Below are 12,975 nucleotides of genomic sequence, written 5' to 3'. Positions count from 1 at the left end.
CTATGCGATGCGAGTCGTTCTAAGCGGTGGCGGTACGGGTGGACATATCTATCCGGCCGTTGCCATAGCAAGACAATGTGAGGCGGAGAACCCGGACTCGACATTTCTATATATTGGAGGAACCAGAGGGCTGGAAAGCAAACTGGTTCCCCAGGAAAATATTCCTTTTAAATCCATTGATATTACGGGCTTTCGGCGGAAATTGTCCATCGATAACCTGAAAACGGTCATGCGTTTCATTCAAGGTGTACGCAAATCCAAAAAAATGCTGAAGGAATTCAAACCGGATGTTGTGATTGGTACAGGTGGATATGTGTGTGGACCTGTGGTATATGCAGCAACAAAACTGGGAATTCCGAGTATAATTCATGAACAGAACGCCATTCCTGGTCTGACGAACAAATTTTTGATGCGTTATGTGGATACGGTTGCCGTTAGCTTTGAGGGTTCTGAAAAATCGTTTTCTGGCGCAAAAAACGTGATCTACACTGGTAATCCGCGAGCGACAACCGTAGCTCAGGCTAGCCGTGATCGTGGTTTTGCCACGTTAGGTGTACCGATGAACAGCCGTGTTGTTCTTGTGGTTGGTGGCAGTCGCGGGGCAAAAGCAATCAATCAGGCCATGGTGGACATGGCTCCAATGCTGGAACAACTGGACGATGTACATGTGGTTTACGTGACAGGGGACACCTATTTTGATGAAACGCGTGAAGCCATTCGCAGCTCATTGGGTACGATGCCAAACCACCTGCATGTCCTACCTTACGTGCATAATATGCCTGAGGTACTGGCCTGCACCTCCTTGATTGTAAACCGCGCAGGTGCATCTTTCCTTGCGGAGATTACATCACTGGGTATTCCTTCGATCCTGATTCCGTCACCTAACGTGACTAACAATCATCAGGAAGCCAATGCACGTACACTTGAAGGTGGAGGCGCATCACTCACGATGTTGGAGAAGGATCTTACAGGCAAAGTCTTGTATGAAGCCATCGCCAAGATTATGAATGATGAATTGGGACGCAAACAAATGGCTGAAGCCTCCCGGAAATTGGGGAAACCCGATGCAGCTGAAGTGCTTGTTCATGAAATTCAGCGTCTTGCTGCACGCCGATAAAGTGCGTTTGTGGGCGATTGTCACACTCAAGACGGGGCTGACATAAGATACCGTATAAATCGTGACCATCGTTCCATGGCGCCAGAGCACGGTATGTAGCAACAGAATATACCGTGCACATCGGTTTTGAAGCAAAGGAGGCAGCAAACATGCATCAGTGGATATCGTTACTATCCCAGAATAATGTTGGCAGAGTTCTTGAAAACGAATCGCTAGCCAAATACACCACATGGAAGATCGGCGGTCCTGTGGATGCACTGGTCATTCCCGAGAATAAAGAGCAGATGGTGAATCTCGTTCAATTGCTTCACACATATCAGATTCCGTGGATGCAACTTGGACGGGGCTCAAACATGCTGGTGTCAGACAAAGGAATACGCGGTGTTGTGGTGAAACCAGGCGTGGGTTTTGATTATGCCGAATTTCACGAAGGTGGTGTAACTGCCGGAGCAGCACATTCTTTTGTTAAACTCAGTGTGGTTGCTGCCAAAAAGGAATGGACCGGTCTGGAATTTGGCAGCGGTATTCCCGGCACTGTCGGTGGAGCCGTATACATGAATGCAGGTGCTCATGGATCGGATGTGTCACGGATATTCAAATTCGCTGAGATTGTACTGGAGACAGGGGAATTGGTACGTTACAGCAAGGAGGACATGGATTTTGCCTACCGCCACTCTGTTCTGCATGATCAGAGAGGCATCGTGCTGGAAGCTACATTTGAACTCCAGCATGGAGAGCGCAGAGTCATTTCGGAAACCATGGCGGCTTACAAAGATCGCCGACGTCGCACACAGCCACTGCTGATGGCATGTGCAGGCAGTGTATTCCGAAATCCACCGGGTGATCATGCAGCCCGTCTGATTGAAGCAGCAGGGCTTAAAGGGATGACTAAGGGAGGCGCACAGGTATCCACCATGCATGCCAATTTCATTGTCAATACAGGCCAAGCAACAGCAGAGGACGTTATCACCCTAATGCAGCAGATTCAGAGCACTATATCATCTCAAAACGGTATTAACCTGGTACCGGAAGTCTTCGTAGTGGGTGAACGGTAAACCCCGGAGGTGATACATTGGACAAATTGGTGATTGAAGGCGGGAAACCCCTCTCAGGATCCATACGCATCCATGGAGCAAAAAATGCCGCTTTACCGATCATGGCCGCAAGTTTGTTGGCAGATGGAGAAGTTACACTGCATAACGTTCCACACTTGCTGGACATTGAAGTGATGCTGTATATCCTGGAACGGCTTGGATGCACGTGTCGGCATGAACAGGGAACAGTGACGATTAATACCTCGTCTATCCGGTCATATGATGTGCCAGAAGATCTAATGAAGCAGATGCGCTCTTCCATTTTTTTGATGGGACCATTGCTGGCTAAGTTTGGGCAAGTGTCAGTGTATCAGCCAGGAGGCTGTGCCATCGGAGAACGCAAAATTGATCTTCACCTCCGGGGCCTGGAAGCGCTCGGAGCTTTGATTGAAGAGCAGGACCAACAGATTATCTGTCATGGACGCAATCTGGTGGGTACAGATATTCTTTTGGATTTCCCGAGTGTGGGAGCGACCGAGAATATCATGATGGCAGCCGTTATGGCTAAAGGGACGACAACCATTTGTAACGCGGCAAGAGAACCTGAAATACAGGATCTGCAAAACTTCCTGAATGCTATGGGTGCAAGCATTATTGGTGCAGGAACGGATACAATTACGATCAATGGCGTTGAGGAACTGAAGCCTTGTTCCTATGAGATTATACCGGATCGAATCGTTGCCGGAACCGTGATGATTGCAGCAGCAGCAACACGTGGCAATGTTACGCTTACACACTGCAATCCTGCTCATCTTACTTCTCTTATACATGTATTGAAGCGCACTGGTGTTCAAATCACAGTCTGCAATGATATAATGACGGTGAGCTGTATGAGCCGTCCCAAATCAGTAGACCGTATTGTGACTTCTCCGTATCCTTCGTTTCCGACAGATTTGCAATCGCAAATCATGGTGCTGCTCAGTCTGGCAGACGGATTCAGTGTGATGAAGGAAACGGTATTCGAGGGCCGGTTCAAACATGTGGATGAACTGAATGTGATGGGGGCTGATATTTCAGTCGATCTGAACGCAGCATTTATCCGTGGTGTTCCCCGTCTGTACGGGGCTACAGTAGAAGCAACCGATCTTCGTGCAGGTGCAGCTCTGGTCATTGCTGGTCTGGCTGCTCAAGGCAAAACGGTTGTGGAGCAAGTGCATCATATTGACCGGGGCTACGATCAGATCGAGAAGTTATTCCAAAGTCTTGGAGCATCGGTTGAGCGACAGTCGTCTGTTTCAAAACAGTTGGATTTTGCCAATTAACGTCCTTGGAGTCCCCTTCTTGAAGGGAGGGGACCTGAGGCTTTGTGGAGCGCTATTTATGCCTAAAAGTCAAATTCCGGTTCTGAAGAAGAATCGGCCAAAAGGAAACACAAGCCGCAAAATTGTAATTATTCTCTTATTATTATTTATTGTATTGCTCGCTGTATTATTCTTTCGTTCTTCCATGAGTCGGATTTCGGCAATTGAAATTACGGGTAATGTATATACAGCAACTTCAGAACTGCTGGAGAAAAGTGGACTGAAAGAAGGCGAACAATTTTTTGGGACAAGTACTGCCGAGGTTATTGAGCGTCTCAAGACCATCAAGGCGATTTCCACTGTTACCGTGGACAAGCAATTTCCGGGTATTATCCATATCAAGGTTAAGGAATATGCCACCGTTGCTTATGAGCTTGGTTCTGACGGTACGCTAAAAGCGATATTAGCCAGTGGGACAAGCTTGACGGTCCCGGCAACAATTGGTGTTGCTGTGGAGAAGCCCATATTGACCCAATGGAAGGCTGATGATCCACTCAAAGCTAAACTGAGCCAGACACTGGCTAAAATTCCCAATGAATTGACGACGGATATTTCGGAAATCATTCCGAACCCAACGCCTTCATTTCCGGATCAGATTCGGATGTATACCAAATCGCAATTTGAAGTGATTACAACCGTTTCTCTTTTATCGGATAAAGTGGAGTATCTGAATCAGGTGATTGAGACCGAACGGCCTGGGAAAATTACCATGCTTGAGGCAGATACCTATGTCCCTTTCATCCCGGATGACCCGGAAGATGATGCTGAACCAGGAGCAACCCCCTGATCTTTGCCATTATGAGGGTGGACTGAATATGAAAGCCTAGGCAGGTCGGGGTTTGACCCCGTCAGAGCAATGAAACTTGTTCTTTCTGAGATGAAGAAAAAATGATACACTTGAACGTATGGCACATGAGTTGCCTCCTTCTTTTTTCTTCAAGGTTTTATGTCTGGCAACCAGATTTTGACACCCAAAAACATTGTAGAAAAAAGAGGGAAAGCCTGAAGTGTGTTGAATATGTTTTAAGAGTGTTTAAATTCGAACGTAATTTACTATTGGAGTCAGGAGGTGCCACAGACTTGAGCAACAATGACATCATTGTTAGTTTGGACATCGGTACATCCAAAATTCGCGCTATTATTGGGGAAATGAATAATGGAACCTTTAATATTATAGGAGTTGGATCTGCCGACTCGGAGGGAATTCGCAAAGGTGTAATCGTAGATATCGATCAGACGGTGCAGTCGATTCGCAACGCAGTGGATCATGCAGAACGTATGGTAGGTATTCAAATATCCGAAGTGTATGTTGGAATCTCGGGAAATCATATCGGACTGATGAGCAGTCACGGCGTCGTGGCTGTGTCTAACGAGGATCGTGAAATCGGAGAAGAAGACATGGAACGGGTGTTGAAAGCAGCCGAAGTCATTGCAGTTCCGCCGGAACGGGAAATTATTGATGTTGTCGCCAAGCAATATGTTGTAGATGGCTTGGAGGGCATACAGGACCCCCGTGGTATGATTGGTGTTCGTCTGGAAGTTGAAGCAACGATCATAACGGGTGCAAAAACCGCGATACATAATCTTTTGCGCTGCGTGGAAAAAGCGGGTCTGAAAGTAAGCGATCTGGTTCTCATGTCGCTTGGAGCGGGTCAACTGGCTTTGTCCAAAGATGAAAAAACGATGGGTTCAGTGCTTGTTGATATTGGAGCGGGTGCAACAACCATCGCCATTTTTGAAGAAGACAGTCTTGTTGCAACATCAACGTTGCCTATAGGTGGGGAATTCGTAACAAATGATATCGCCTATGGCTTACGCACGTTAACGGATCAGGCGGAGAAGGTGAAACTGAAATATGGCTGCGCCTGGTTGGATGATGCTGCTGCGGATGTGATGTTCAAAGTCACCCGAATTGGCAGTAATGTAGACAAGGAGTTTTCACAGGAGGATCTGGCAGCAATTATTGAACCTAGGGTTCAGGAAATATTCCAGATGATATCCCAAGAAGTGAAGCGTCTTGGTTACAACGAGCTTCCTGGAGGTTATATACTAACGGGAGGTACGGTCTCTATGCCGGGGGTTCTGCAGGTCGCTCAGCATGAGCTTGCTGCTTCGGTACGAGTTGCAGTTCCGGATTATATTGGTGTGCGTGACCCTGGGTTTACAAGCGGAGTCGGCATATTGCACAGTGTAATTCGCAGTTTGCGTATTCGTCCCTCGATCAATAACGGCGGTGGAAATAACAACAACAATAATAACAACAACAAGAAACCGACCAACCGTCCGAAGCCAAATACGGCGCAGGAATCGGAGCAAAAACCCGGTCTGTTCGAACGGCTGAAGAATATGTTCAGTGAATTTATATAACAGGTTGGATCCATTTCATACATTCTTGAAGCCGTCTGAATGCGCCGGTACTAAAATAAACGCTTTCGTTCGTCGATATATGAAATTGATTCGGTTCAAATCAAAAATTGGACGGGCCATCCATGCACATTGAGGGGGAGATGGAATAATATGTTGGAATTTGATTTCGAGATGGAGAGCTTGGCTCAAATTAAAGTCATCGGTGTAGGCGGCGGCGGAAGCAATGCAGTCAACCGTATGATTGAAAATGGTGTACAAGGTGTTGAATTTATTACGGTGAATACGGATGCTCAGGCGTTACACCTGGCGAAGTCCGAGCATAAATTGCAAATCGGTGATAAATTGACTCGTGGTCTTGGTGCTGGCGCCAACCCGGATGTAGGTAAAAAAGCAGCGGAAGAGTCCCGCGATTTGATTATGAACACGTTGAAAGGTGCAGACATGGTATTTGTTACAGCCGGTATGGGCGGTGGTACAGGTACAGGTGCGGCTCCGGTTATTGCCGAAATCGCCAAAGAGTGTGGTGCACTTACAGTGGGTGTCGTAACTCGCCCATTTACATTTGAAGGACGCAAGCGTTCCAGCCATGCAGAGCAAGGTATTGAAGCTCTCAAGGAAAAAGTCGACACACTGATCGTTATTCCTAATGATCGTTTGCTCGAAATCGTAGATAAAAAGACACCTATGCTTGAAGCGTTCCGTCAAGCGGATAACGTACTTCGTCAAGCGGTACAAGGTATCTCTGATTTGATCGCTGTACCGGGTCTGATCAACCTTGACTTTGCTGACGTCAAAACGATTATGCATGAACGTGGTTCTGCGCTTATGGGGATTGGTGAATCAACAGGTGAGAATCGTGCGGCAGAAGCAGCACGGAAAGCCATTATGAGTCCTTTGCTTGAAACTTCTATTGAAGGTGCTCGCGGCGTAATCATGAACATTACGGGTGGCATTAATCTGTCCCTGTATGAAGTGAACGAAGCGGCAGAGATCGTAACTTCTGCTTCCGACCCGGAAGTAAACATGATCTTTGGTGCCATCATTGACGAAGACCTGAAAGAGGAGATTAAGGTTACAGTTATTGCAACTGGTTTTGAAGATAAACCTGCTCCACCACCACCAGGACGTAAGCCAGCTCCAGCAACAGCGGAGACGACGGATACGCGTTCGCCGAACCTGCGTCCTTTTGGAAATCAGCCGAGCAACGATCAGCTGGACATTCCGACATTTTTACGCAATCGTTCACGCAATAATAACAACGATTAATACGCAAATCAATGTATTGGAAACCCGGTACTCCTTATGGAGCGACCGGGTTTTTTCTATTTATTTAGATATCATAGCATACAGCAATGAACAAATTCTGAACAAAGAGCCTGAGCAATTCCGACAAAAAAAGTTGGAACCACACCCCCATGATTAGACAGACTTTGAACAGGGGGCTCCGTATACTTGTGAATATGCTCATGAATATCAGGATATCGGGTACCGGTATTTCGATATGTTGCGCGCAGGTAGGTGAAGACTTTGGTTGTTTATGTGGATCTAATTTTTTTGACAAACCTGTGTATTGACGGTGCACTCATCGGAATGACCGCCTGGATGCGCAAAACAAAGCTGGTTTGGTGGCGATGGTTGCTGTCAGCCATTGTGGGTGCATTATACGTGGTCATGATGTTTGTACCGGAGTTTGATTTTATGTTCACCTTTTTGATCAAGTTCGGGTTCTCGCTGGTCATGCTTACGATTGCTTTTGGTTTTAAAGGTCTGCAGGCTTTTGCGAGGACGCTCGGTACCTTCTATGTGATTAATTTTGTCGCTGCCGGAGGTATTCTGGGTGTGCATTACATGCTTCAGAGCTCCGGTGAGTTGTTTAACGGCATTTGGTTCACGGCTTCTGGCGGTATGTCATTTGATCTGAAGATTGCCTTCTGGTTCACGTTTATCGTATTTTTTTCTGTCCTGTTTTTATTCAAAGCTGTGCAGAGCTCAAAACGGAAAACGGATCGCATGACGACCTATTTGGGTAAAGTTGAGGTCTGCATCGATGAGGTAGTCATTTCTTGTACAGGCCTTCTGGATACGGGCAATCAACTTACAGATCCCTTATCGCGCATGCCGGTCATGGTGATGGAGGTTTCGTTATGGCAAGACATGTTACCTGCTTCATGGAAGGGTAGACTCAAGGATGAGGCGCCGGACAACCTTATTCTGGAGCTTGATCAGGAAAGTTTTCAGTGGCAGGATCGACTGCGGCTGGTGCCTTATCGGGGCATTAACAAAGGGACTGCGTTTATGCTGGCAATGAAGCCGGACCGGGTGAAGGTGACGATGGAGGAAACATGTTATGAGACGACAAGAGTACTCATTGGGCTGGATGGAGGTGTTTTGTCGTCGGATGGGAAATACCAGGCCGTGATTCATCCTGAACTTGTGCAAGACGCTGCTTCTGCGCAGTCTACGGCTCTCTCTGCGGGAGCAACAGAAAAGCCGCTGAATGTGGTATAGGAGGAACGTACATGCTTGTGAAATGGAAACTGGTGGCGCAGCTGCAATATTACCGTCTGTTATTTTTATTGGGACTCAAAAGCGAAGAGATCTATTATATTGGGGGAAGTGAGGCACTTCCGCCGCCTTTGACAAGGGAAGAAGAAGAATTTTTACTGCAAAAATTATCCTCGGGAGACTCGGCCATTCGCGCGATGCTTATTGAGCGCAATCTGCGTCTGGTGGTGTACATTGCACGGAAATTTGAAAACACAGGAATCAATATTGAGGATCTGGTCTCCATCGGAGCCATCGGACTGATTAAGGCTGTGAATACATTCGATCCGGAAAAGAAAATTAAACTGGCAACCTATGCTTCGCGTTGTATCGAAAATGAAATTTTGATGTACCTGAGACGTAATAGTAAGATCCGAACTGAAGTTTCTTTTGATGAACCGCTGAACATTGATTGGGACGGAAATGAACTATTATTATCGGATGTATTGGGTACTGAAAACGATACAATCTATCGGAATATTGAAGAGCAGGTAGACCGGAAACTTTTGCACAAGGCACTGGAAAAATTAACGGAGCGCGAACGAATGATTATGGAGCTTCGTTTTGGCTTGACGGATGGGGAAGAAAAGACACAAAAAGATGTAGCAGATCTGCTTGGAATCTCCCAATCCTACATCTCTCGTCTCGAAAAAAGAATCATTAAAAGACTCCGCAAGGAGTTCAATAAAATGGTCTGAAATACATGATTGCTCAGAATGGGTATTACTGGCAAGGGTGCCAAGTACGAATAAAAAAGCCTGCCCCGGAGATAATGTACATTAATGTTTCTCCTTGGGAGGTAAATCACGATGACCCGAAACAAAGTCGAGATTTGTGGCGTGGACACCGCAAAATTGCCTGTCCTCACCAACACTGAAATGCGGGAATTGTTTCATTCCCTTCAGCAACACCATGATCGCTCAGCAAGAGAGAAATTAGTGAATGGCAACCTGCGTCTGGTACTCAGTGTCATTCAGCGTTTTAACAATCGGGGGGAGTTTGTCGATGATCTGTTCCAGGTTGGTTGCATCGGCCTGATGAAAGCCATTGATAATTTTGATTTATCCCAGAATGTCAAATTTTCAACCTACGCGGTGCCGATGATTATCGGTGAAATCCGTCGATACCTGCGTGATAATAACCCGATTCGGGTATCTCGCTCCTTGAGGGACATTGCTTACAAAGCACTTCAGGTCCGTGACAGCCTGACGAATAAAAATTCCCGGGAACCGACGATATTCGAAATTGCGGAAGTACTGAATGTGCCGAAGGAGGATGTTGTTTTTGCATTGGACGCCATTCAGGACCCGGTCTCGCTCTTCGAACCGATTTATCATGATGGTGGAGATCCGATCTATGTCATGGATCAGATCAGTGATGACAGAAATAAGGATGTGTCGTGGATTGAGGAAATTGCGCTCCGCGAAGCGATGCATCGTCTTGGTCAGCGGGAAAAAATGATTTTGTCGATGCGGTTTTTCGAAGGGAAAACCCAGATGGAAGTGGCAGATGAAATTGGCATTTCCCAGGCTCAGGTATCACGTCTGGAGAAATCAGCGATACAACAAATGCAAAAACATGTGAAGTCGTAACACGATGCAAGGGCAGAGGACGATCAATCGGGACAGTGTATACCGTTGGTCGTCTTTTTGTATGGAGTCGTTCCCACATTCGATGAAAAACAGGACATTTTTCGCCCCTGAAACATATATTGTATAGAAGCGTGAAGAACGGGCAGAAGAGGAATAACAGGGGGCGGAAATGAATGAAAGTAAATACGAGCGAAGTAGCGGCACGAGGCATGAAAATCTCGGACTTTCAGACAAAGGATGTCATTAACATTACGGATGGTAAACGCCTCGGTCAGATCAGTGATTTGGAGCTGGATCTGAAGCAGGGACGAATTGAAGCGATTGTAGTCCCAGGGTACAGCCGTTTTATGGGACTCTTTGGCGGGGGGACGGATCTGGTGATTCCCTGGAGAAACATCGTGAAGATTGGTTCAGATGTGATTCTGGTGAAGATGGATGAGGTGAGGGAAAATACGTATGACGAGCGTGATCGCGAAGCGCGCCTGTATGATGAACAGCAGCATAACCGCATGGAGCGTGTGGAACGCATTGAACGATCAGACCGGAATCAGCGTCGAACGATATAAAATGAGACAGAATGTAGCTCATTTGGTACACTGGAAGTGGTGAGGTGAGATAATGGAACCCTTCGTATTGGATAAAGAATTACTTGAACGGACCAAGAACCCAAATCCAGATTTCGGTCCTGATCCGTTATTATTATATGTTGAGCCCTGGACACAGCAATTTGAACAGCTGTCTGTCGGGTTTACGACGAGGCATGGTGGAGTCGGAAAAGTTCCGTATGCCACGCTCAATTGTGCTTATCATGTGGGGGATGACCCTGAAGTTGTACTTAACAACCGCAGGCTTGTAACCGAGAAGCTTGGCTTTGCAGCAGAAGCATGGACCTGTGGAGAGCAGGTGCATGGCAAACATGTGGCTGTAATTACCGCTGAAGATCGGAGCAGAGGATTACTTGATCGTCAATCTGCGTTGCAGGATACAGATGGCTTGGTCACGAATGTGCCTGGTGTGCTGCTGACTTCTTTCTACGCAGACTGTGTTCCGCTTTATTTCTATGACCCGGTGCAACAGGCTGTCGGCCTTGCTCATGCCGGCTGGAAAGGTACAGTCGCGGGTATCGCTGTATCCATGGTGGAGACGATGGAACGGGAGTATGGCAGCCGTAGGCAGGACATTCGAGCTGCAATCGGTCCGTCGATTGGGGATTGCTGTTATGAAGTGGATGAGGCGGTCATGCAGCATGTACGGGTTTGGTTTGATGATTCCCCGGTTAATGATAAATACAAGGATTCTGCCCCTAAACAGGCATATCGATCTGTGAATAACGGTAAAACGATGTTAAACTTGAAAGAATGTAATCGACACATTATGATGAAAGCAGGAATAATGCCGGATCATATCGAATGTACAACATGGTGTACAAGTTGTCATCCCGAACTATTTTTCTCCTATCGGAAGGAAAATGGCGTTACAGGGCGGATGGCGAGCTGGATTGGGCTGGAAGAGAGGTGACCTCTGTGTCATTGGAGGAGCGTATACAACAGGTAAATCAGAAGATTGAGGATGCATGTCGGCGCAGTAACCGTCATCGTGATGATGTGAATGTGATTGCGGTCACGAAGTACGTCTCACTGGAAACAACGGGATCGGTGCTGGATCATGGTCTTGAGCATATTGGAGAAAATCGGTGGCAGGATGCACAGGCCAAATGGGAAGCCTTTGGTCAGCAGGGTACTTGGCATTTTATCGGTCATTTGCAGACGAACAAGGTGAAAGACGTGATCGGCAAGTTTCGTTACATACATTCACTGGATCGTTTGTCATTGGCGAAGGAGTTGGATAAAAAAGCAGCTTCACTTGGCATCCAAGTGGAAACGTTTTTGCAGGTGAATATTTCGGGTGAAGAGAGCAAGTATGGCTTACAGCCTGAACAGGCAAGTTCTTTTTTGCGTGATATTCGTTCGTTCAACAATCTCAAGGTCGTTGGCCTGATGACCATGGCACCTCATGAGGAAGATCCGGAGCTGACGCGTCCCGTATTTCGTGGATTGCGTGAGCTGCGGGATCAATTGAATGGACAAGCCCTCACAGCAGAACCATTGACTGAGCTGTCAATGGGGATGTCCAATGATTTTGAAGTGGCCATTGAAGAAGGCGCAACCTGGGTACGGCTAGGATCGATTCTCGTAGGAAAAGAGGAGGGTTCACGATGGGCGTAATGAATAAATTTATGAATTTCCTCGGACTTCAGGAAGAGGAAGAGATTGTGGAACGCGAACGAATGGCTGCGCAGGAGGAGAATGAGGCTGAACATCAGGAAGCTGAAACCTCCAGTCTCGATAAACGTAGAAACCAAAGGGGGAATAATGTGGTGAGCATTCATTCCCAGAAAAATGTTAAAGTTGTCCTGTATGAACCGCGTTCTTATGACGAGGCTCAGGAAATTGCCGACCATCTGCGTTCGCATCGTACTGTTGTGGTGAACTTGCAACGAATTCGCCAGGACCAAGCGCTGCGCGTTATTGATTTTTTGAGTGGCACGGTATATGCATTGGGTGGAGGTATTTCCAAAATCGGCGGAAACATTTTTCTCTGTACGCCAGATACGGTTGAAATTCAGGGATCAATTACGGAAATACTGGCTGACAGCGAGCAAGATTATAACAGAATGAGGTGAGCCACTTTTGTATCAGATTGAAAGCGTGTTGTACACGTTATACCAGATTTACTTTTACATGGTCATTGTCTACATATTGATGTCTTGGCTTCCCAATGCGCGGGAAAGCTTCATCGGTGAATGGCTGGGCAAATTAGTGGAACCATATCTAAGTCCGTTTCGCCGATTTATACCGCCTTTGTTCGGTGTGCTGGATATTTCCCCGATTGTCGCGTTGATCGTTCTGCAACTCGCGCTTAATGGGCTGATCTCCATACTTCGATATTTTGTATATTAG

The 12,975-nt window shown here is 46.8% G+C and carries 14 protein-coding genes; all 14 read left to right on the top strand.

All coding sequences use genetic code 11. The features are described 5' to 3' along the window. Window positions 1-7 precede the first annotated feature (7 nt). The 14 genes from murG (at window position 8) to ABTV53_RS19415 (ending at window position 12,975) form a co-directional block, all read left to right on the top strand. The gene (gene murG / locus ABTV53_RS19480) at window positions 8-1,117 is read left to right on the top strand and encodes an undecaprenyldiphospho-muramoylpentapeptide beta-N-acetylglucosaminyltransferase (protein ID WP_433745447.1); all 1,110 of its coding nucleotides are present in this window, start codon (window positions 8-10) and stop codon (window positions 1,115-1,117) included. A gap of 149 nt (window positions 1,118-1,266) precedes the next feature. After that, a complete protein-coding gene (murB, locus tag ABTV53_RS19475) occupies window positions 1,267-2,172 on the top strand; it encodes a UDP-N-acetylmuramate dehydrogenase (RefSeq protein WP_433745444.1) in 906 nt (301 codons plus the stop codon). 17 nt (window positions 2,173-2,189) lie between these two features. Then, the gene (gene murA, locus ABTV53_RS19470; protein ID WP_433745441.1) at window positions 2,190-3,473 is read left to right on the top strand and encodes a UDP-N-acetylglucosamine 1-carboxyvinyltransferase; all 1,284 of its coding nucleotides are present in this window, start codon (window positions 2,190-2,192) and stop codon (window positions 3,471-3,473) included. Window positions 3,474-3,531: 58 nt separating this feature from the next. After that, window positions 3,532-4,299 (top strand): cell division protein FtsQ/DivIB, encoded by a 768-nt coding sequence (locus ABTV53_RS19465; RefSeq protein WP_433745438.1) that lies wholly within the window; start codon window positions 3,532-3,534, stop codon window positions 4,297-4,299. Window positions 4,300-4,592: 293 nt separating this feature from the next. Continuing rightward, the gene (ftsA, locus tag ABTV53_RS19460; RefSeq protein WP_074095848.1) at window positions 4,593-5,879 is read left to right on the top strand and encodes a cell division protein FtsA; all 1,287 of its coding nucleotides are present in this window, start codon (window positions 4,593-4,595) and stop codon (window positions 5,877-5,879) included. Between the two features lie 150 nt (window positions 5,880-6,029). Continuing rightward, window positions 6,030-7,145 carry a cell division protein FtsZ gene (ftsZ, locus tag ABTV53_RS19455; protein WP_091028484.1) on the top strand — a complete coding sequence of 372 codons (1,116 nt, stop codon included), beginning with the start codon at window positions 6,030-6,032 and terminating at the stop codon, window positions 7,143-7,145. A gap of 261 nt (window positions 7,146-7,406) precedes the next feature. Continuing rightward, on the top strand, window positions 7,407-8,387 hold the full coding sequence (spoIIGA, locus tag ABTV53_RS19450) for a sigma-E processing peptidase SpoIIGA (RefSeq protein WP_036614861.1): 981 nt from the start codon (window positions 7,407-7,409) through the stop codon (window positions 8,385-8,387). A gap of 11 nt (window positions 8,388-8,398) precedes the next feature. Further along, on the top strand, window positions 8,399-9,121 hold the full coding sequence (gene sigE / locus ABTV53_RS19445) for an RNA polymerase sporulation sigma factor SigE (protein WP_017687308.1): 723 nt from the start codon (window positions 8,399-8,401) through the stop codon (window positions 9,119-9,121). A gap of 111 nt (window positions 9,122-9,232) precedes the next feature. Then, window positions 9,233-10,015 carry an RNA polymerase sporulation sigma factor SigG gene (sigG, locus tag ABTV53_RS19440; protein WP_017687309.1) on the top strand — a complete coding sequence of 261 codons (783 nt, stop codon included), beginning with the start codon at window positions 9,233-9,235 and terminating at the stop codon, window positions 10,013-10,015. 173 nt (window positions 10,016-10,188) lie between these two features. Beyond that, complete coding sequence (locus ABTV53_RS19435) at window positions 10,189-10,581, top strand: YlmC/YmxH family sporulation protein (RefSeq protein WP_433745434.1); 393 nt, start codon at window positions 10,189-10,191, stop codon at window positions 10,579-10,581. Between the two features lie 52 nt (window positions 10,582-10,633). Then, entirely contained in the window at window positions 10,634-11,533 is a 900-nt protein-coding gene (pgeF, locus tag ABTV53_RS19430) for a peptidoglycan editing factor PgeF (protein WP_433745432.1), read from the top strand. A 5-nt stretch (window positions 11,534-11,538) separates the two neighbouring features. Then, window positions 11,539-12,240: a YggS family pyridoxal phosphate-dependent enzyme gene (locus ABTV53_RS19425; RefSeq protein WP_036614854.1), complete on the top strand. Its 702-nt coding sequence runs from the start codon at window positions 11,539-11,541 to the stop codon at window positions 12,238-12,240. Next, entirely contained in the window at window positions 12,231-12,698 is a 468-nt protein-coding gene (locus ABTV53_RS19420; protein ID WP_036614853.1) for a cell division protein SepF, read from the top strand. Before ABTV53_RS19425 ends, ABTV53_RS19420 begins: the two co-directional genes overlap by 10 nt. 7 nt (window positions 12,699-12,705) lie before the next feature. After that, complete coding sequence (locus ABTV53_RS19415) at window positions 12,706-12,975, top strand: YggT family protein (RefSeq protein WP_433745430.1); 270 nt, start codon at window positions 12,706-12,708, stop codon at window positions 12,973-12,975.

The sequence above is a fragment of the Paenibacillus amylolyticus genome, assembly GCF_050990605.1.
In the GTDB taxonomy this organism is placed as follows: Bacteria; Bacillota; Bacilli; order Paenibacillales; family Paenibacillaceae; genus Paenibacillus; species Paenibacillus amylolyticus_H.
Note: the sequence above shows the minus strand (reverse complement) of the source record. Positions and strands in the feature narration are given on the sequence as shown.